The sequence below is a fragment of the Candidatus Thiodiazotropha sp. CDECU1 genome, assembly GCF_963455295.1.
GTDB lineage: Bacteria > Pseudomonadota > Gammaproteobacteria > Chromatiales > Chromatiaceae > Thiodiazotropha.
Genome location: NZ_OY734020.1, coordinates 1,332,508 through 1,352,345, shown reverse-complemented (window position 1 = coordinate 1,352,345; position 19,838 = coordinate 1,332,508). Strand labels below are relative to the sequence as shown.

At 51.0% G+C, this 19,838-nt stretch carries 17 protein-coding genes and 1 pseudogene; 10 read left to right on the top strand and 8 right to left on the bottom strand.

Annotation, left to right across the window (positions count from 1 at the left end):
* Position 1: 1 nt before the first annotated feature.
* The 5 genes from purB to R2K28_RS06190 all read left to right on the top strand — a co-directional run bounded on the left by purB (position 2) and on the right by R2K28_RS06190 (position 6,181).
* The gene (gene purB / locus R2K28_RS06210; RefSeq protein WP_316368494.1) at positions 2–1,369 is read left to right on the top strand and encodes an adenylosuccinate lyase; all 1,368 of its coding nucleotides are present in this window, start codon (positions 2–4) and stop codon (positions 1,367–1,369) included.
* A gap of 44 nt (positions 1,370–1,413) precedes the next feature.
* Complete coding sequence (locus R2K28_RS06205; protein ID WP_316368493.1) at positions 1,414–2,592, top strand: cupin domain-containing protein; 1,179 nt, start codon at positions 1,414–1,416, stop codon at positions 2,590–2,592.
* Positions 2,579–3,532, top strand: a complete 954-nt coding sequence (locus R2K28_RS06200) for a GNAT family N-acetyltransferase (protein WP_316368492.1) — start codon at positions 2,579–2,581, stop codon at positions 3,530–3,532. The genes R2K28_RS06205 and R2K28_RS06200 overlap by 14 nt, the downstream gene beginning before the upstream one ends.
* Before the next feature lie 288 nt (positions 3,533–3,820).
* On the top strand, positions 3,821–4,747 hold the full coding sequence (locus R2K28_RS06195) for a hypothetical protein (RefSeq protein WP_316368491.1): 927 nt from the start codon (positions 3,821–3,823) through the stop codon (positions 4,745–4,747).
* Positions 4,748–4,768: 21 nt separating this feature from the next.
* The gene (locus tag R2K28_RS06190) at positions 4,769–6,181 is read left to right on the top strand and encodes an MBOAT family O-acyltransferase (protein ID WP_316368490.1); all 1,413 of its coding nucleotides are present in this window, start codon (positions 4,769–4,771) and stop codon (positions 6,179–6,181) included.
* Positions 6,182–6,261: 80 nt separating this feature from the next.
* Here the strand turns inward: R2K28_RS06190 and R2K28_RS06185 are convergent, their stop codons facing one another.
* From R2K28_RS06185 to R2K28_RS06155, 7 genes and pseudogenes are all read right to left on the bottom strand, one after another.
* Complete coding sequence (locus R2K28_RS06185) at positions 6,262–6,675, bottom strand: globin family protein (protein ID WP_316368489.1); 414 nt, start codon at positions 6,673–6,675, stop codon at positions 6,262–6,264.
* Positions 6,676–6,715: 40 nt separating this feature from the next.
* Positions 6,716–9,394: a molybdopterin-dependent oxidoreductase gene (locus R2K28_RS06180; protein WP_316368488.1), complete on the bottom strand. Its 2,679-nt coding sequence runs from the start codon at positions 9,392–9,394 to the stop codon at positions 6,716–6,718.
* 216 nt (positions 9,395–9,610) lie between these two features.
* Positions 9,611–10,402: pseudogene (locus tag R2K28_RS06175) on the bottom strand (ABC transporter ATP-binding protein); the annotation flags it as partial.
* Between the two features lie 164 nt (positions 10,403–10,566).
* Positions 10,567–11,595 carry an ABC transporter permease gene (locus R2K28_RS06170; RefSeq protein WP_316368487.1) on the bottom strand — a complete coding sequence of 343 codons (1,029 nt, stop codon included), beginning with the start codon at positions 11,593–11,595 and terminating at the stop codon, positions 10,567–10,569.
* A gap of 134 nt (positions 11,596–11,729) precedes the next feature.
* Complete coding sequence (locus R2K28_RS06165; RefSeq protein ID WP_316368486.1) at positions 11,730–13,133, bottom strand: CmpA/NrtA family ABC transporter substrate-binding protein; 1,404 nt, start codon at positions 13,131–13,133, stop codon at positions 11,730–11,732.
* Between the two features lie 491 nt (positions 13,134–13,624).
* Positions 13,625–14,224, bottom strand: a complete 600-nt coding sequence (locus tag R2K28_RS06160; RefSeq protein WP_316368485.1) for an NUDIX domain-containing protein — start codon at positions 14,222–14,224, stop codon at positions 13,625–13,627.
* Positions 14,225–14,384: 160 nt separating this feature from the next.
* Positions 14,385–15,068 carry a winged helix-turn-helix transcriptional regulator gene (locus R2K28_RS06155; RefSeq protein ID WP_116447479.1) on the bottom strand — a complete coding sequence of 228 codons (684 nt, stop codon included), beginning with the start codon at positions 15,066–15,068 and terminating at the stop codon, positions 14,385–14,387.
* 176 nt (positions 15,069–15,244) lie between these two features.
* On the opposite strand from R2K28_RS06155, the gene R2K28_RS06150 reads away from it, so the two are divergent.
* The 4 genes from R2K28_RS06150 (at position 15,245) to R2K28_RS06135 (ending at position 17,376) form a co-directional block, all read left to right on the top strand.
* Positions 15,245–15,460, top strand: coding sequence for a tautomerase family protein (locus R2K28_RS06150; protein WP_316368484.1), 216 nt, complete (start codon positions 15,245–15,247; stop codon positions 15,458–15,460).
* Positions 15,461–15,549: 89 nt separating this feature from the next.
* On the top strand, positions 15,550–15,801 hold the full coding sequence (locus R2K28_RS06145) for a DUF6356 family protein (RefSeq protein WP_316368483.1): 252 nt from the start codon (positions 15,550–15,552) through the stop codon (positions 15,799–15,801).
* Positions 15,802–15,929: 128 nt separating this feature from the next.
* Entirely contained in the window at positions 15,930–17,045 is a 1,116-nt protein-coding gene (locus tag R2K28_RS06140) for an AI-2E family transporter (RefSeq protein ID WP_316368482.1), read from the top strand.
* Positions 17,046–17,172: 127 nt separating this feature from the next.
* Positions 17,173–17,376 carry a putative motility protein gene (locus tag R2K28_RS06135; RefSeq protein WP_316368481.1) on the top strand — a complete coding sequence of 68 codons (204 nt, stop codon included), beginning with the start codon at positions 17,173–17,175 and terminating at the stop codon, positions 17,374–17,376.
* A gap of 127 nt (positions 17,377–17,503) precedes the next feature.
* Here the strand turns inward: R2K28_RS06135 and R2K28_RS06130 are convergent, their stop codons facing one another.
* Entirely contained in the window at positions 17,504–17,674 is a 171-nt protein-coding gene (locus tag R2K28_RS06130) for a hypothetical protein (RefSeq protein WP_316368480.1), read from the bottom strand.
* A 132-nt stretch (positions 17,675–17,806) separates the two neighbouring features.
* On the opposite strand from R2K28_RS06130, the gene R2K28_RS06125 reads away from it, so the two are divergent.
* Positions 17,807–19,795, top strand: coding sequence for a sensor domain-containing diguanylate cyclase (locus R2K28_RS06125; protein WP_316368479.1), 1,989 nt, complete (start codon positions 17,807–17,809; stop codon positions 19,793–19,795).
* Positions 19,796–19,838: the final 43 nt, after the last annotated feature.

Below are 19,838 nucleotides of genomic sequence, written 5' to 3'. Positions count from 1 at the left end.
TATGGAACTCTCCTCGCTTACAGCGGTATCCCCCATCGACGGCCGATATGGCAGCAAAAGTGCCGACCTAAGACCTATTTTCAGTGAATTCGGATTGATCCGTCATCGGGTCTTGGTGGAAGTACGTTGGCTGCAGGCGTTGGCAACACATAATGACCTGCTGGAGGTATCCACCCTCAGTGAGCATGCCATCAACATCCTCGATGCTATCGTCGACAACTTCAGTGAAGAGGATGCCCGAAGGGTAAAGAATATCGAGCGCACCACCAATCACGACGTCAAGGCGGTTGAGTATTTTCTCAAGGAGAAGATTGCCGGGAATGAGGAACTGGAAGGCATCAGTGAATTCTTCCACTTTGCCTGCACCTCGGAAGATATCAATAATCTCTCCCACGCACTGATGCTGCGTGAAGGACGTGGTCAGGTTCTGCTGCCACTGATCGACGATTTGATCAGCAGCATCAGGCAATTGGCTCACCAACTGGCTGATCAACCCATGCTCAGTCGCACCCATGGACAGCCGGCATCCCCGACCACCATGGGAAAGGAGCTGGCAAATGTGGTCTACCGACTGCGTCGTCAACGGGAACAGATCGCATCCACACAGCTGCTGGGCAAGATCAACGGCGCTGTCGGCAACTACAACGCCCACCTGGCCGCCTACCCTGAAGTCGACTGGCAGGGCTTCGCCAAACAGTTCGTCGAGAGTCTGGGCATCGCCTGGAATCCCTATACAATCCAGATCGAACCCCATGACTACATAGCTGAGCTGTTCGATGCCGTCGCGCGCATGAATACCATACTGATCGATTTCTGCCGTGATACCTGGAGTTACATATCCCTGGGGTATTTCAAACAAAAAACCGTCGCCGGCGAGATCGGTTCATCCACCATGCCGCACAAGGTCAACCCCATCGATTTTGAGAATGGTGAAGGCAACCTGGGTATTGCGAACGCGATCTTCGACCACCTTGCCGCCAAACTTCCCATCTCCCGCTGGCAACGGGACCTGACCGATTCCACAGTATTGCGCAATCTCGGGGTGGGCATGGCTCATACCAGCATCGCCCTGCAATCGATACAGCGGGGCCTGGACAAGCTCGAAGCCGATGGCCAGACCATGCTCGACGACCTGGCACAGAACTGGGAAGTGCTTGCGGAACCGATTCAGACGGTAATGCGGCGTTACGACATCGAAAAGCCCTACGAAAAGCTGAAAGAATTGACACGCGGTCAACGCATAACACCTGAACAGCTGCAGCAGTTTGTCGATCAACTGGATATCCCTGAGCATGCAAAGGCAGCGCTGAAGCGCCTGACCCCGATGAACTATACCGGTAATGCCAAGGAGCAAACCGCCGATATATAGCAATCTTCAGCCACTGAAACTACAACAGAACGGATTGAGCACTAATGCAGAACTTGCAATTTCCCGAGGGTATATCGGCACAACAATTTCTTGCCGAATATTGGCAACGCAAACCTCTGCTGCTACACAATCCGCTACCCGGCTTTGAATGCGGTCTCGAAGCGGATGAACTGGCCGGTATGGCGTGCGATGAAAACATCGAGTCCCGCCTGGTACTTGAAAAGGATGGCGCCACACCCTGGGAGGCCCGCTACGGACCATTCGATGAAGCCATCTTCGCCGATCTGCCGGAGAGCCACTGGACCTTGCTGGTGCAGGATGTGGATAAACATCTGCCGGAGATTGCGGGGCTGCTGGACTATTTCCACTTTATCCCCGACTGGCGGCTCGATGATGTCATGGTGAGTTACGCCACCGACCAAGGCTCGGTCGGACCCCACATCGATGACTACGATGTATTTCTCTACCAAACCAAAGGCAGACGTCGCTGGAAAATCCACACCCGGGATGTATCCGAGGAGGAGTTCATTCCCGACCTCGAACTGCGTATCCTGCCGGAGTTCGAAGCGGAACAGGAGTGGCTGCTTGAGCCAGGGGACATGCTCTACCTACCACCCAATGTGGCCCATTGGGGGATAGCCGAGGGCGAGTGCATGACCTGTTCGGTGGGTTTTCGCGCACCCTCGATGCATGAGATGGCGACTGCCTGGTTCGAGGCCGCGCTTGATGATCGCATGCCACCACAGCGCTATCGGGATCCACCCCTGAAACCTCAGACCGCCCCTGGCGAGATACTCCCCTCCTCCCTGGATGAATTCAAGGCACTGCTTGAAGAGTGTCTGCATAGAGGCCGGCAAAACGATCGTTGGTTTGGCCGCTTCGTAACCGAAGCGAAGGAGCATCTGCAGATCTACCCACGCACGAAGCCACTGAATGAAAAGGCCTTTCATAATCGCTTTCGTGAGCAGGCTGTTATCCACCGTCACCACTACGCCCGCATGGCCTTCAGTCGCAATGAACATGACGGCTACGACACCTTGTATGTGAATGGCCAAGACTATACTCTACCCAGTGACACCGGTGATTTTCTGCCGGTCCTTAGCCACTATCGTGTACTCCATTTCGGCTATCTGCAGGAGTGGTTGGAACAACCGGTCTATCTCTCCCTGCTGTGCCGACTCTACAACGACGGACATCTGCAATTTGGCGATGACACAGAGTGACTACACTATAAGAAAGGCGAAATGGCCCGAGGAGCGGGAGTTACTGCGCCAGGTCAGGGAGCCAGTTTTCGTAGAGGAACAGGGTGTCCCACAGGCCATGGAGTGGGATGACGACGATATGATGGCCTATCATCTGCTCGCATTGGATCAAGCGCAACGCCCCATAGCAACCGCACGCCTGCTGGGTAATGGACAGATCGGGCGCATGGCAGTACTCCCGGAATGGCGCAATCAGGGGATTGGTACGGCGTTGTTGTTAACCCTGATTCAACATGCCGACTCAATCGGCTTGCAGAGCCTCTTCCTGCATGCCCAGACCAGTGCAGAGCCCTTCTATGCCAAAGCAGGTTTCACCGCTGACGGGGATCACTTCATGGAGGCCGGTATAGAACATCAGAAGATGGTGCTCTCATTCAACCAGGACATGGCTGAAGAGCTGTTTCTGGCTCAGCTTGGCAAGACCCCTGAACTCTTCCATCTGCATACCGTTGAAGATCACCAGGCACATGCCACATGCATGGTAAGGCAGGCAAAGCGCCACCTGTCGATCTTTACTCGAACACTCGATCCGCAGATCTTTGACACGCCTCCCTTCGTCGATGCCGTCCAACAGTTGGCGACACGCTCGCGTTTCAGTCGCATCCGCATCCTATTACAGGACAACACCCTGGTGGTACAGCAGGGACATCAACTGGTCGAATTGGCGCAACGCCTGTCAACCGCCATTGAAATTCGTATACCTGGCGACGAATATATGGATTATGAAGAAAATTTCATGTTGGTCGATGAATTGGGTTATCTGCATAGAAAACAGGCTGTAAACCTGATCGGCACAGCCTGTTACAACGATCGATACAGGGCCAATAGAATGCAAACCATTTTCAATGAAGCATGGGAATTCGGCACACCGGATCGTGAGCTGGCGAGACTCCACCTCTGAGATTATTGATCCAGATGATTTGATATTATTAGTGTTTCAATATCTTGGGTAAACTCCTGAAAAACCAATATTTCGCTCATGTATACTAGTATCGATTTCCCCGGTATTTTTTAACACAGAGCAGATCAACAAAAGGTTAGAATAGCAACTGTCATCGAGATATAGATCAAACTCAAGATATCACCAGGCAATTTGTCCGTGTTTAAAATTGCGGCATCCTAGATTTCGTGCCGTTTATCTTCGTTTCTCCAGGACTTGCATTCCAGTTAGGCTTGTATGTTTATAACAATGAAAAATTTACCGCCGGTAGCAAAAGCCCTCATAGCATTGCTCGTGATTCTGTTAGCTGCCGAAACCCTGTTACGCTCAGTTGAAGGCACGCTATCCGGTAATGTTGCACATATCGTGGAGATACCTGAACTCGCCGATAATTTAAACAAAAGCAACAAGCCTGGCCTACTCATTCTGGGAAACTCACTGACCAATGATGGAATCGACGCATCCCGGCTACAATCCGGCTTGAACATGCAGGGCCAGGCCGATTCAACAATCGAGAAGATCGTTCCAGATGGAACAACCATCTGGTCATGGACCTGCATCCTGCGCAATCGCATCTATGAATTGAAAAACAAACCTGACACAGTGTTGATTGGATTTGCCTGGGGTCAGCTTGCCGATCAATCACGACTACTGCCCACCAGCCTTGGTGGCTTTTTCTGCTCATACAAAGACCTGATACATATCACCGAGCAAGCGACAATGAACAGCGCGCAAATAGGAGAATTTGTAACTGCCTCCACTTTCCGTTTATTTACTCATCGTGAAGCAATCCGCAATAAAATTCTAAGCATTCTGATTCCCCACTACATGACGTCAACCCAGGAAATCAATCGCAGGTTGCGCGGCACAAATAGTGCAGCAAGCGCTTCTGATACAACTTACCGTGAATTAAGCCTGACCATCGAACAGTTGAAATCATACGGCAAGGATATTGTCTTGATGGCCATGCCAATCCGCAATAATCCCTACAGTTTAGATCCGGAACTGCTCAATACCGTCAAAAACAAAGATATTACCTTGCTGGATTATCGGAACCTTGATTTTATTACAGATGATCTCTTTACCGACGAAATGCATTTGACTAAAGCTGGCAGTGCCTTGTTGACAGCCAGACTGGTTGATGATTTGGCAAAGATTCGCTCAACTCCGCACTAGCTGTGTATAAGGCTTTAATGCATGTTATTCAATAGTTATATTTTTTGGGCCTTCTTCGCTACTGTCATTTTGATCTATTGGCGTCTCGGCCATCGCGGACAGAACTTTTTACTTCTGGTCGCAAGTTATGTTTTTTACGGTTACTGGGATTGGCGCTTCTTAAGTCTGATAGCTTTCTCGACAATTGTTGATTTCATAGTTGCGCAGAATCTGGTCAAGGAGACGCGACAACCGATACGACAACGCTGGCTTCTACTCTCGCTTTGCAGCAATTTGGGCCTATTGGGCTTCTTTAAATATTTCGGATTCTTTTCAAAGGAATTTGCCGTATTGCTCGAATCGCTGGGGTTCTATGTATCAATGCCGACACTCAACATCATTCTTCCTGTCGGCATATCCTTCTATACCTTCCAGACATTGGCCTACACGATCGATGTCTACCGGGGTAAAACAAAACCCACCAGCAATCTCCTGGATTTCTCTGTATACGTCTCATTCTTTCCCCAATTGGTTGCCGGGCCGATTGAGCGTTCCAAAGACCTGTTACCACAAATAGTAAACCGTCGAACCTTTACAAAAGGTGATTTTTCAGAGGGCCTCTATCACATCCTGATTGGTATGTTCAAAAAAGTGGTGATTGCCGACAACATGGCACCCATTGTCAATCAGGTGTTCGCCACCCCGGTCAGCGACTTGAATGGAACTGAAATCCTGATTGGCGTATATGCGTTTGCATTTCAGATATATGGTGATTTTTCCGGCTATTCATCTATTGCCCAAGGTATAGCAAAGTGGCTGGGAATCAATCTGTCGTGGAACTTTCGCATGCCCTATTTCGCCAGGACACCCAGTGAATTCTGGCGGCGCTGGCATATTACCCTATCCTCCTGGCTGAGAGACTATCTCTACATACCACTGGGAGGTAACCGTCACGGGGTCTTCAACACTTTTAAAAATCTTGTATTGACCATGTTTCTGGGTGGTTTGTGGCATGGCGCCAACTGGACTTTTGCCGTATGGGGTCTGGCGCACGGCTTCATCCTGGTCGTTTACCATGCACTGGAAGATGCGACCAAAAAACTTCATATCCCCGGCATTGCCGGTAAAGTCATCGCCGCAATCATCTTCTTCCACCTGGTATGCATCACCTGGCTGCTGTTCCGCGCTGAAAATCTGTCGCAGGCGGTATCCATGTTCGGCCAGCTGTTCCATAGTTTCTCCATGACCGAATTTTCTCTCTATTCACTCGGCATGCTGGTTTTTTTCGTACTACCTATAATCATCCTGGAATTGATCATCGAGCGATCCGGGGACATGCTCTATGTTTTGAAAACCCACTGGTTGGTACAGGCAGTAATTTACAGCTACTTCATCTTTATGTTGATTATCTTTCCGCCGCTCACCCCTCAAGTATTTATCTACTTCCAATTTTAGGACTGTGGCGGCATACCCACTCAGGCGTGAATCAAGACCGCGCCATTCAGCCTTGATTGGCGGGTGGATGGGATTACCTGCTAACGGATATCCGCAGCCCCCAACTTCATCACCGAAGACAACGCAGTATATGTCGTTACCCAGGCCTGTCTCACATCGTCTGTAAAGGCCTCGCCAAGTCCTTGCTCCAAAGTCCAAAGCAATGCATCTGCGACCTTGTCATAATCTTCCGTCTTTACACCATAACCTGCATGACGTTTGCCGGAGTCCCGAATCGCCTCAAGCATAGGTTCAAGATCGTCCAGACTGTTGACTGCCATATCGATCATATTCATCAGCTTCCTTCCCTGTGCCTGCATGTCGCCCTTGAAGTAGGGCTTTACTTCCGGATAGACCTCAAACAGCCGCATATAGAACAGATCGGCGGCCTGCTCGGAGATGGGGACGACTTTTGCCCAGCTCTGTTTGACCGTCATAATCTCATCGGGGGACATACTATGACTCCTGGTTTGACAAAATTATTAGAAACAATGGTTAATTCGCTTTACAGACAGGTTCGTGCACCTGCTCCTCAATCAATGCCTTGATTTCGCATAGGCAGGAACCACAGTTGGTTCCCGCCTTGAGCTGTTCACCGATCGCCTGAGTCGTATTCAGCCCCTGCGCTCGAATGCCATGAATGAGGGTATTGCGACCGACCCCAAAACAGGCACAAACGGTTTTTCCCGCATCCTCCTGGGCATTACCCGGCACACCCGCCAGGAGATGCAGACGCTCCTCACGTGTCAGTTGCGGCCGACTGAAAAGCTGCACCAACCAATCCCGTTTTGGCAACAGATGGTCAGGACCGATAAAGAGGCAGCTTTGTAACCGGCCATTGACAACACTGACGCCACGATAGTATCCGCCTGCACTATCCATCATCTCTGCCCACTGGATCAGATTCTTTGCCGACAACAACAGATCCCTGGCAACCGCTGACCAGTTCTCGTCTGTCTCATCACCGGCAAGTTCATAGTGCCAGAGCCCTTGTCTTTTTGCCTTGGCCCAATAGGTTGCATGTTCAAGCATGACCTTTTCTCTGGTCAAAAGAAATCCGTGCCATGCCGGTCGATAGGGTTTGATGGATACCGGTGTATGTTTGAACTCCGGCTGACCGGAGACAGGATCGAGTGCAGGATTGACCAGGCGGTCGACACAGGCATTACTGGCAAACTGATCATTCCAGTGCATGGGTAGAAAAAGCTCTCCCTTTGATTGACGCTCAGTCAAGCGCGCCCTTACCACCACCTGCGCCAATCGACTACTCACCATGACCAGCTCACCCTCGGCAATATCACCGGCCTGCCCGTCGTCAGGATGGATTTCAGCGAAGGGTTCATGATCATGTCCAAAGAGTCGTGCCGATCTGCCGGTACGGGTCATGGTATGCCACTGATCCCTGACCCGACCGGTATTGAGAACTATCGGATAAGCACTACTCAGCGCCTCACTGGGGGCAGTTGGTATAACAGGAATGAACCGGCCTTTACCCGTAGCTGTAAAGAAACGACCGTCACCAAAAAGACGTGATGTGCCCTTTTCACCAGGCAAAGGTACAGGCCACTGTATTGGTGCCAGCGAGTCATACTGCTGTTGATTCAGATCCGCCAGCCCTGAGATATCGAAATCCCGATCACCCCTATTCCGATAACCGGACAGGCGCGCATACTCATTGAAGATCTCAGAGGAAGAGCGATAGTCGAAACCGGGATAATTCATCCGCTGTGCCACCTGGCTCAACATCCACCAATCCGGACGGGCATTGCCATTCATTGGGAGAAAGCGGCGCTGCCTGGAGATGGTGCGTTCGGAATTGGTCACCGTTCCATCCTTATCCCCCCAGCCCTGGGCAGGCAACAACACATCCGCGTAGGCAGTAGTATCGGTATCCTTAACACAGTCGGATACCACAAGAAATTCACACTTCTCCAGCGCCCGTCTGACCTGTTGCCCATCAGGCAGACTCACCGCCGGGTTGGTAGCCATGATCCAGAGCGCCTTGACGCTACCATCCTCGACCGCACGAAACAGGTCCACCGCTTTCAGCCCCGCAGTCTCGGTTATATTCTCTGTCTGCCAGAAACTGCCCAGCAGCTCCCGATGTGAGGCATTATCGATCTCCATATGACAGGCGAGCTGATTGGAGAGTGCACCCACCTCACGCCCCCCCATGGCGTTGGGTTGACCGGTAATGGAGAAAGGCCCCATACCTGGACGTCCGATACGACCTGTATAGAGGTGACAGTTGATGATGGCATTCACCTTATCAGTACCGCTGCTGCTCTGATTGATACCCTGGGAGTAGAGGGTCACCACCCGCTCCCTGAGCAAAAACCATCGATAAAAGGTCAGCAGATCATCGATGGCCAGGCCACAGAGATCGGCACAGGCAGTGACGGATGGGGCATACCAACGGGCCTGCTGCAGGGCATCGGCCATGCCTTCCGTATGCTCCTCGACAAAGGAGTGATGCTTGGCGCCATTGGTGTCAAGAAAGCTCAACAGTCCCGAGAAGAGCAGGCTGTCGCAGCCTGGCTTTATTCGCAGATGCAGATCGGCAACCTCACAGGTCGCCGTCTCTCGTGGGTCGATCACGACGATCTTGAGTGCTGGATTATTCTCCTTGGCCTGAACGATGCGCCGATAGAGTACTGGATGACACCAGGCGGTATTGGAACCGGTCAGGACAATCAACTCCGCCTGTTCGAAATCCTGGTAACAACCCGGCACCGTATCGGTGCCAAAGGCCCGCTTGTGACCAGCCACCGAAGAGGCCATGCAGAGGCGGGAGTTGGTATCGATATTGCCCGAACCGATAAAGCCCTTCATCAACTTATTGGCAACATAGTAATCCTCTGTCAACAACTGTCCGGAGACATAAAAGGCCACGGCATCGGGACCATAGCGATCGATGGTTTCCCTGAAACGTCGTGCGACCAGCTCCAGTGCGCGATCCCAATCTGCAGGTTTTCCATCAATGTTCGGCCCCGTTACAGGGTTGTCAGACTCGATGGTCTCATCCAGGGCACTTCCCTTGGAACAGAGCCGACCATAGTTGGAGGGATGCTCCGAATCACCCTTGACGATCCAATCTCCCTGCCCATCTTTCTTCACCACCAGACCACAACCGACACCACAGTAGGGACAAGTGGTTTTGACCGTTTCACCCATGTTTTCAAATACCAATCAAATTCAGCGTCTGTTTCATGATTGGCTCGCCTCTTCGGTCAGCTGATGCTTCTCGTGGAGCGTGGACTGAACCGGCAATGACACTGGATTGACCTTTTTCAGGCCACTCGGATCAGAGGCAGAAGCGGTTAAAGGCAGCTGGTCCAGAAGATTTACGACGCTATCCGTCTTCTCAGATGCCGCTGCAGCTTGGGGCTGCTCGTCCTCCGCTCGATGGTGACGCTCATGGAGAAACCTGACCACCTCCGCTCGATAGTGGTTATAGGTAGGATTCTCCGCCAGGGCCAACCTGTTGCGTGGTTTTGGCAAATCGATATGCAATATTTCACCGATGCTTGCCGAAGGACCATTACTCATCATGACGATACGGTCGGAGAGCAGTACCGCCTCATCCACATCGTGAGTGATCATCACCACCGTGTTGTTGAGACGCCCCTGAATCTCCATCAGGGAGTCCTGCATGTGAGTACGGGTTAGCGAATCGAGGGCACCGAAGGGTTCGTCCATCAACAGCACCTTCGGCTCCATGGCGAGGGCGCGGGCAATACCGACACGCTGCTTCATACCACCGGATATCTCGCCAGGCTTAAGATCCAGGGCATGGGACATATGGACCAGCTCCAGATTATGCAGTGTCCAGCTGTGCCGCTCCTGTTTTGTCTTACTCTTCTTGAACACCTGATCCACGGCCAGACGTACATTGTCATAGACCGTCAACCAGGGCAGCAGCGAGTGATTCTGAAATACAACCGCCCGATCCGGCCCCGGCTCGGTGACCTCTTTCTCTTCCAGTATCACACCTCCTTCAGTTGCATTGAGCAGACCGGCAACGATATTCAAGACCGTCGACTTTCCACAACCCGAGTGGCCGATCAGGGAGATGAATTCACCCTGTGTAACCTTCAAATGCACATCCTTTAGCACGTTCAGCGGACCGTTGTCGGTGGGAAAGGTAATGCTGACATGGTCGATATTTAAATAATTATTCATGATGTTCACCTAGCTCTACCTTTTTAAAAAGCTTTGAGTTTTAAGTTTTGAGTTTTGAGTTGATGTGTTCACTGCGTTCACGTCTTTTTAAAAAGGTTGTGCGTAAAGCGCACTCATGAATTCAATACTCACAACTAAAAACTCAAAACTGGTAACGCCTCGCGTTACCGAAGTATTGCGTTCTTGTCCCAGCTGAACATGCGTTGCAACATCAACATGCCACGGTCCAGGAGAAAGCCGATGAAGCCGATCACCAGTACCGCCACCATGATGCGTGCCAGTGAATTGGAACTGCCGTTTTGAAACTCGTCCCAGACGAACTTACCCAGGCCGGGGTTCTGCGCCAGCATCTCAGCAGCGATCAGCACCATCCAGCCGATACCCAGGGATAGACGCAGTCCGGTGAAGATCATCGGTATTGCCGAAGGCAGAATGATCTTTAAGGTCTTGGTAAAAGCATTCAGACGCAACACCCGGCTGACATTGATCAGATCCTTGTCGACACCCGAAACCCCCACCGTGGTATTGATGATGGTAGGCCAGAGACAACAGAGGGTGACGGTAATCGCCGAATTGAGAAATGACTTGGAGAAGGTCGGGTCGTCGGTCACATACAGGGCCGAAACCACCATTGTCACCAACGGCAACCAGGCGAGCGGCGAGACCGGCTTGAATATCTGTATCAACGGGTTGATCGCCGTATACAGGGTAGCGCTCATGCCGCAGACAATACCGATGGGAATGGCAATCAGGGAGGCCACGATAAATCCGGCCATGACAGTTAACAGGCTGGTGAAAATCTGATCGAAAAAGGTCTCCTTGCCGGTGTACTTGCGTGACCTCATCTTGTCGATTCGTTCCTGGGGCTGACCATCGGCAAGGGCTTTCTCGACCCGGGTTTGCATGCGTTCATAGAAGGCAACCGCCTTGGCACGCTCTTCGGTATGCTCCGTATAGAGGGACTGTGTCTGCTCCCAGACTTTGGCCGGGCCCGGTAAGATCCCGAGAGAAGTCTCAACACTTTTGGCGCCTACACTCCAAAGCGCTAGAAAGATCATCAACGCAACAATCGGTACCAACAGCTGCTTGATAAATTGAGTAATGGAACTGCCAACCTGGTCGGTTGCCAGCCGTTGCAGCAGGCCATCCAGCCTGGGCAGATTGAATGTGGTGGATGTGATTGGTGAAGCCATCTCTCGTATCCTGGTCTGCCAATGGGCAGATCGATCAGGTTAATCATTGACAACCCGACACCACTCTGGGAGTCGGGACCGTTTGCAGATCACAGACGTCCACCTCACAACAGGAGGACGCCTGCCATCACTGGTCAGGGTTTTTCGCCGCCCTTGAGGCCGATAGAGAAGCTATCGATATAGGCATTAGGCTTGCTGCCGTCGAATGTCACAGCATCGATAAACTCTGTCTGCGGTGGGCGGTAGCCTGTCTCCTTCTCGAAATCGGGAAACTCGTTGGCCGCGATCCTGCCCTCTGCAATCAACTCCTCTGCCGCTTTACGATAGATATCGGGACGGTAGACCGACTTGGCAATCTTTTGGTACCAACTGTCGGGTTTCTGCTCCGAAATCTGGCCCCAGCGACGCATCTGGGTCAGATACCAGACGGCATCGGAATAGTAGGGATAGGTGGCGTTGTAACGGAAGAAGACATTGAAATCGGGAACCGCCCTTTTATCACCCTTCTCATACTCGAAAGTGCCGGTCATGGAGTTGGCGATGACCTCGTAATCGGCGCCCACGTAGTTGGACTGGGAGAGTATCTTTACCGCTTCCGGTCGATTGGCATTATCATTCTCGTCCAACCACTTGCCGGCCCTGATCAGCGCCTTGACCAAGCGTATCGTGGTGTTCGGATACTTCTCGGTGAACGCCTTGGTCAAGCCAAAGACCTTCTCCGGATTGTCCTTCCAAATCTCATAATCAGTGATGACCGGTACACCTATGCCTTTGAATACGGCCTGCTGATTCCATGGCTCACCCACACAGTAACCGTATATCGTGCCCGCCTCCAGGGTGGCCGGCATCTGTGGCGGAGGCGTCACCGATAGCAGCGCATCGGCCTTCAGCTGGCCGGTGATATCCCCTTTGTGCGGGGCATAATAACCAGGGTGTATACCGCCTGCCGCCAACCAGTAGCGCAACTCATAGTTATGGGTGGAGACAGGGAACACCATCCCCATCTTGAAGGGTTTGCCCTCCTGTTTATACTTTTCGACAACCGGCTTTAGGGCATCGGCCTTGATCGGATGAGCCGGTTTACCGTCAGCCTGTTTCTCCACATGGGGCTTCATCAACTCCCAGATCTCGTTGGAAACAGTGATACCGTTACCATTCAGATCCATGCTGAAGGGGGTGATGATATGTGCCTTGGTGCCGAAACCGATAGTCGCCGCGAGGGGCTGCCCGGCTAACATGTGTGCGCCATCGAGCTGACCATCTATGACCCCATCGAGCAACACCTTCCAGTTGGCCTGGGCCTCCAGGGTGACATAGAGACCTTCATCTTCGAAATACCCCTTTTCGTAGGCGATGGCTAAGGGCGCCATGTCGGTGAGCTTGATAAAACCGAACTTCAGATCCTCCTTCTCCGGATAACCGATCTTGGCCACGGAAGCGGTACTCAAACCGATTCCGGCAGCCAATCCCACGGCCAGCGCCGCCCACTTGATAAACCTTCTGCGGCTGCGATTCCTGATTAAACTTCTTGCACTCATGGATTGAATACCTCTGGTAATGTAAAAAATCTTCTATCCATCGGTGAAAAAAAAACGCCCACCCCCAACCACGATCGAAGATCGTGTGGAGATGGACGCCTTTATCCATTGCCTGTCCAGGTTGACCGGACTGTCACCGATTGTTGGTGATCGCTTCTGCCCGCCATTAGGCCGCGATCAAAGTTAGTAACAGTTCTGCAAACCCTATGCCAAGCGTTCTGATTTATAACTCAGATACTTTTCAGGTTTTTCGTAACCCACTGTTATAAAGAGAAATAACTTAAGAAATATTTGCATCTCATCAAGCGCTGAGAAAACAATTCACTATAACCATAATGGTATTGCAAGCAGTCTGAGCGCACTAAAAACTAACGCACCCGGTACTGTTAATGCTCAACATGAACTAAGTTGGTGCGAAAGAGTCCCAGCAAGTGACGACGCCCTCAAGCAGAGTGTAATTATTAGTGCTGATTAGAAATACAATTTGTATTTTACGTCTTCCACCTTTGCCTTATCTCATCCCGATTGATCACCAACCACTGCAAGGCAATGATGATGCTGGTGGAGTTGGCACGCCCTGTATAGAGCTCCGCGATTGCCGCCTCGGCATCCATCACCACCACCCGGATATCCTCCCCCTCGTGATCGAGTCCATGCACCCCCTCCGCATTGGAGGCATCGACCTCGGCGCAATAGAGTGAAATGCGATCCACCGATATGCCGGGGCTGACCATGAATTCACAGATGTGCTCGATACGGCCTATTTCGCAGTTGGCCTCCTCCATCGCCTCGCGCCTGGCCACCGACTCATCACCCTCCCCATCCGGAGTAAAGCCACCCACTGTCTCCAGCACCCAGGGTACAGATTCCTTTCCCACGGCACCGATTCTGAACTGTTCGACGAGCACCACCTGGTCAAGTTGAGGATCGTAGAGCAAAACCGATACTGCCCGCAGTTGCTCAAGCCGCTCGCGTATCAGTTGCTCGCTTTTGCCCCCCAGATAGAGATCGTGTTGCAGGCGGTAACGATTGATCTTCAGGAAACCCCGATATACCGGGTCTGTCTCGATCAGTTCATAGTGGTATTGCATTAAATCAGCTCTCTCTTCTCGTTTATACACAGCCATTGAATAACGGATAGTATCAGCGATCCCTGGTAGCAGCCGCTTCGTGGCCTCTGTAGTGCCCTTGGCTTAAACAGAACCATCTCTGTACAGATCAAGAGGATGGTTGATTGTCTTATCTTAAGACTCAGATTTCATGGGCAGGACGAATACCGGCAAAGATGCTGTCTGCAAGCCAGCTCTTAACATTGCGCGTCAGGGCTGATGGTCCAACCAGGTTGAGCCGGCCATCCGCAATTGCAGACTGGTATTTTTCATCGCCCATCCAGCAGTCGATCATGGTGCGCAGATTGGAGGTGAAATAGACATCGACCTCCTGACCCGGATCCTCAAGGCAGATATCCACACTCTCGTCCTTGACAATCAACCACCATGTGGCCAGTTTCTTCAGATTGGTGAAGTGGAATTGAATTATAGTCTGATTGCCAGGCAGCTTGTCAGGTTGAACGCTGCGTTGCAGATAGAGCATCAACAGTTCCACATCGAGATCGGTTTCGCGCAGGTCGCCACGGGCCCAGCACATGCCCCATTCGCCTACGATCTTTATTATTGGCAGCGTCTCTTTACCGGCCTGGGTAAGAAAATATTCATACCCTCTCTGCCCGGGTATGCGTTTGCGAAGGATCAGTTCCGCATCCGCAAGATCATTCAGGCGCTTGGTGAGGATGGTGGGTGAGATCAGGCACAGACCTCGCTGCAGCTCACTGAAACGGCTGGCACCCATATGTAGTTCGCGCAAGATCAGAACGGTCCATTTCTCACCGAGAATCTCCATCGCTTTGGCAACCGGGCAGAACTGACCGTATTCCATCTTACCTCCCTTGCAAACCAATTATTCATTATCTGTAGCTGCTTACTACACAAAATGTAGTTGGATACTACAACAACGCAAGTAGTGCGATCCAGCCTGCAGGCCTAACCTGTAATCACCAGGAAACAGTAACACCTGAGACAACAGAAACCTTAACAATTTACAGGAGAGCAGCTATGCCACTTATTACAGTAAACCTGATCGAAAACGTATTTTCACCAGAAGAAAAGGCTGAAATGATCGAAAAGCTGACCAATGCCATGGTTGAAATTGAAGGTGAAAATATGCGTTCGGTGACCTGGGTAAAAATAGAGGAAGTGCCCGAGGGCCAATGGGGTATCGGAGGTAATGCGATGACCGCCGCCATGGTACACGAACTACAAAGTTCATGATTACCCGTTGGTAAAATCCGGGATTTTATAGCACAGGGACGTGCCCACAGTTAAGGCTATAACCTTACTCTATTCATAAGGAGAAATTCATGAAATATTTTACCCAACACCTCCATGATCAAGGCATCAGTTATTTCCAGCATGCAGATTTTGCCCTGGGTATTGCGTTTCGCTTGGGCGCCAGCGTGCTGGTTTTCGCATTGCATGGCCTGTTTCCCTGGATAGGGATCAATAGGCGTCTAGATCTGGAAGCAACTTCTGCATATCTACTCCAGCAGAATGACTGGATTGAGTCAGCCTCAATCGTTGAACTGGATCTGGAAACCATCAACCTTGATTGAAGAGACGGACAATTATATCCTGGTCGATACTGATCATTCGGCTCTACGCTATTAAGCAAGTGTTGCCCAGCAGATCATCCATTTCCTGAAGCACGAGAATTTCAGGCAATAGCAGATGTAGAAATATAGTGAACGATAAATCAAATACGCCACCCTACCAGGAAGGTTTCCTGGTCGCCCTGATAGTTCTGGCCACCGCCGGGCTGATTTGGCTGTTTCTACCCTTTCTGCCGGCACTCTTCTTTTCCCTCATCGTCGCCACCGCCACCTATCAACTGTTTCTGAAGCTTCAAGATCGTTGGAAGCTCACGGATACCCATGCCGCCACCCTGATGAGTATTTTGATTTTCTTCACTGTCATTGCCCCCATCACCTATCTGCTGGTGGAGATTTCATTGCGCGCCGGCGAGCTCTACGGATCAGTGCAAGGCTGGGTGGATGCGCAGGACACGGAGAGTTTGAAAAAGATCTATACCGATACAGCCAAGAAGCTCCCCTTTAATCTGGGCGATCAGACGGCCCTCATTGCTCAGATCGGTGAAAACCTCAATAAGCTGATTTCCGTTGGGAAGAATACAGTTATTTTTCTGTTGCGCAGCGTCCTAGGCAACACAGCGGGTTTTCTTACCTTCGTGTTTCTTTCGGTTTTCGCCCTGTTCTTCTTCTACCGCGACGGCGATGATGTGGCGCGGCAAATCAAGGTGCTCTCGCCGTTACCGAATCGCTACGACGAAATGTTGATGGTACGTTTCAGCAGCCTGGCGACGGTGTTGACCATCAGCGTGGTGATCGTGGCGGTGTTGCAGGGATTGAGTTTCGGTATTCTGATGAGCTTCATGGGACTGCCGGCGTTGTTTCTTGGCATTGGTATTGCCGTTACCTCATTTATCCCGGTTGTGGGCTCCGCCCTTATCTGGATACCGGTAGCTGCCTACCTCTACATTCAAGGCGAGGCATGGCAGGCCGTCCTGGTAGCGGTATGGGGAGCGGTGGTGATGGGATTTGTGATCGACAATATTCTGCGACCGGTGATGATTCAGAAGATCTCCAAGGGCTTGCCTGACGGCGGCAACCTTGGTGCCCTGGATCATACCCTGCTGACCGTGCTCTCCACCCTGGCGGGTTTGATCCAGTTCGGCATCATAGGAATGCTGTTCGGCCCGGTCATTGCAGCCATGGCGATTGCAATCTTCGATGTGTATGAGCAGATGCACGGCGACCGCCTCGACAGGGACAATTGTTGAGGCGCCAACATCCAGATTGGCCATCAAAATGGGGAGGACTCGAGAAGCCCCTTCCCAAACAACGATGCAGTTTCCGCCTGACCAGCCGCTAAAGGTAAGAGAACACACTTTGACCAGGAGTCACCCTATGGACGTTTCTGGAGCCAGCTCACCATCTGCCAGCATGATCGCAACTGTAGCGACCAAGACCGAAACCAGCGTCGCTGTACACAAAAAAGCGATGGAGATGGAAAAACAGACTGCAGAGAAGCTGATCGCTTCCATAGAGCAGAGCGCACCGAAACCGACCAGCACCGGTGCCGTGGGCAGCAATATCGACATTATGGTTTGATCGGTATCAGACTAGTACCCTTTTATTTAACAATTCCTTGTTCGGCGGGATCAGAGAAATTTATTCTGATCCCAGTACTCGTACCATTGCTACCAGCATCCGGATGGGATTTCCGTCTATCCATAGCTTATTCGATAAGCTTGCGTTGGCTCTCTGTCAAAGTCTCGCGAAATTGTGACATCAGCTCAACCCCCAGCAAGGTCAGGTCAGCCAGTGCATGGCCGTAGTCATCCGCCAGGCGGCGGGGCTCTTGCTCATCGTAGCGATCAGCTTTGACCAGCTGCTGCAACGCCTGCATTGATAATCCACGTTTTACATCGCCGGGATATCAGAAAGCAAGCGGTTCATTGATCATTATCAATGGATATCCAAGTGGAATGTCTAGAATGATAGAAGGACTTTAAGCAATATCGCCATTTTCCTGACCATTATGGTTGGTTTAAAATCAGTTTTCGTGAAGCCATTTGTGATTGCTTCACTCTCTATGTCCATGCTGCTGTTATTGATAGTAGGCGGCTTCTTCTACACCGATTTTCAATCCGAACTGCAGATCATCACCGAGCGTGAACGCAGCCAGACAATGCTTGGCGCCAAACTGATCGAGCGAAGACTCGACAGTGTGGCGAGAGATGTGCTGCTATTGGCGAAGTCAGTCAGCCTCAGCCGGTATGGTGACTATGGGGTACAGGAAGCCATACACGATCTTGGTCGGGAATTCCGTAACACATCCTGCCTGAAGGGAAGCTACGATCAAGTGCGTTTTCTCGATGAGTCAGGGAGAGAGCGGGTTCGTGTCAATTACCGTGAGGGGGATTGTCAGCTGGTGGCAGAAAAGGATTTACAGAACAAAAAAACACGTTACTACTTCAACGATACCTTCAAACTTGGCCGGCAACAGATCTTTATCTCTCCCCTTGATCTCAATATCGAGCATGGCGTGATCGAACGTCCTTTGAAACCGATGATTCGTATAGGAACACCGGTATTCAATGAAAAAGGTCAGAAATTCGGCATCATTTTGGTCAATTATTTCGGCAAGGAGTTGATTTCTGATCTAACAACAGAAATGTCAGGATCAGATGGAATCCCCATGCTGCTGAATCGCAATGGTTACTGGTTGCTAGGGGCGGATAGTAGGGATGAATGGGGTTTCATGTTCAAAAACGAGAAGAGGATTGAAAACAAACACCCGGAATCTTGGCGTGAGATGTCCACATCTGAAGCGGGCCAGATCATGACGGCATCTGGATTGTTTACCTGGAGAACGGTCTATCCACTAGCGGTCAATTCAGTCTCAAGCACGGGATCAACTGATGCATCAGGAGCGAGCGCAACATACATCGACCGAGATGATTACTTCTGGAAGGTGGTTACACATATTCCACAGGAGACAATTGAAGGACTACAAAACAGACGTATAAAAATGGCATTGGTACTGCTGTCACTACTGATACTGCTGGCTTTTATCGCCGCATATTTAATTGGCCGCTCCAGAGAAAAAGAGCTACTCTCCATAAGCGCGTTAAAAGTAAGCGAGCACCGGCAAAGGGCGATTACCTCAAAGCTTGCAGAAGGCCTCATGGTGTTGGACAAAGAGGGCAAGTTAATCAATATGAATCCTGAGGCAGAGCGCCTGCTTGGCTGGTCATACGCCATGCTCTCCGGACAAAGAATTCATGACTGGATACACAAGAATGCAAGCGGTAAAAGCGAACATGAATGCCCGATTCTAAATGTAATAAAGGAAGAAAGAATCTATCATGTTGAAGAAGACGTCTTTCGTCGCTCAGATGGAACGGATCTGCCAGTAGCCTACACAGCCAGTCCCTATATCGTGGAAGATGAAGCCAGCGGTGTTATCGTTGCGTTCGAAGATATCTCTGAACGCAAAAAACTCAAGGAAGAGTTAGTGCACCAGGCCACTCATGATGCATTGACCGGATTGCTCAACAGAAGAGAAATAGAGAATCTGCTGGATCACGCATTCAGTCAAGCCATGCGATATGGCCGTGATCTTTCTGTGTGCATGATAGACATTGACCACTTTAAACAGATCAATGACACCTTTGGTCATAGAGCCGGTGATGAGGCACTAAAGAGCTTTGGTCAGGTACTTGATCAGAAAACACGCAGCGCCGACCTGGCTGGGCGTTATGGCGGAGAAGAGTTTGTAGTCGTGTTGACCGAGACGCCACTGTCGGGTGCCATGCGCTGGGCAGAGCAGTTACGCGCAACGATTGAATCCACGCCTATCACCCTAAATGAATCCAGTGGGCCAACGAATTTGACTGTGAGTATTGGTGTTGCATCTATCTCTAATGCAATTGAGAATTCTGATCAGTTGATGGACAGGGCAGATAGCGCACTCTACCTTGCCAAGGGGTCCGGAAGAAACAAAGTCAGCGAAGTTGGCGAATAGATTCCTATTGAAATCAAGTAGCAGTAGAAAAGCAGTGGCAGGC

What these genes read in the sequence shown, in the direction of transcription:
- purB (WP_316368494.1), top strand. Translation starts at nt 2, where the DNA reads ATGGAACTCTCCTCGCTTACAGCGGTATCCCCCATCGACGGCCGATAT.
- R2K28_RS06180 (WP_316368488.1), bottom strand. Translation starts at nt 9,394, where the DNA reads ATGGGTGAAACGGTCAAAACCACTTGTCCCTACTGTGGTGTCGGTTGT.
- R2K28_RS06200 (WP_316368492.1), top strand. Translation starts at nt 2,579, where the DNA reads ATGACACAGAGTGACTACACTATAAGAAAGGCGAAATGGCCCGAGGAG.
- R2K28_RS06130 (WP_316368480.1), bottom strand. Translation starts at nt 17,674, where the DNA reads ATGCAGGCGTTGCAGCAGCTGGTCAAAGCTGATCGCTACGATGAGCAA.
- R2K28_RS06185 (WP_316368489.1), bottom strand. Translation starts at nt 6,675, where the DNA reads ATGTCCCCCGATGAGATTATGACGGTCAAACAGAGCTGGGCAAAAGTC.
- R2K28_RS06170 (WP_316368487.1), bottom strand. Translation starts at nt 11,595, where the DNA reads ATGGCTTCACCAATCACATCCACCACATTCAATCTGCCCAGGCTGGAT.
- R2K28_RS06165 (WP_316368486.1), bottom strand. Translation starts at nt 13,133, where the DNA reads ATGAGTGCAAGAAGTTTAATCAGGAATCGCAGCCGCAGAAGGTTTATC.
- R2K28_RS06155 (WP_116447479.1), bottom strand. Translation starts at nt 15,068, where the DNA reads ATGGAATACGGTCAGTTCTGCCCGGTTGCCAAAGCGATGGAGATTCTC.
- R2K28_RS06190 (WP_316368490.1), top strand. Translation starts at nt 4,769, where the DNA reads ATGTTATTCAATAGTTATATTTTTTGGGCCTTCTTCGCTACTGTCATT.
- R2K28_RS06145 (WP_316368483.1), top strand. Translation starts at nt 15,550, where the DNA reads ATGAAATATTTTACCCAACACCTCCATGATCAAGGCATCAGTTATTTC.
- R2K28_RS06135 (WP_316368481.1), top strand. Translation starts at nt 17,173, where the DNA reads ATGGACGTTTCTGGAGCCAGCTCACCATCTGCCAGCATGATCGCAACT.
- R2K28_RS06125 (WP_316368479.1), top strand. Translation starts at nt 17,807, where the DNA reads ATGGTTGGTTTAAAATCAGTTTTCGTGAAGCCATTTGTGATTGCTTCA.
- R2K28_RS06150 (WP_316368484.1), top strand. Translation starts at nt 15,245, where the DNA reads ATGCCACTTATTACAGTAAACCTGATCGAAAACGTATTTTCACCAGAA.
- R2K28_RS06160 (WP_316368485.1), bottom strand. Translation starts at nt 14,224, where the DNA reads ATGCAATACCACTATGAACTGATCGAGACAGACCCGGTATATCGGGGT.
- R2K28_RS06205 (WP_316368493.1), top strand. Translation starts at nt 1,414, where the DNA reads ATGCAGAACTTGCAATTTCCCGAGGGTATATCGGCACAACAATTTCTT.
- R2K28_RS06195 (WP_316368491.1), top strand. Translation starts at nt 3,821, where the DNA reads ATGAAAAATTTACCGCCGGTAGCAAAAGCCCTCATAGCATTGCTCGTG.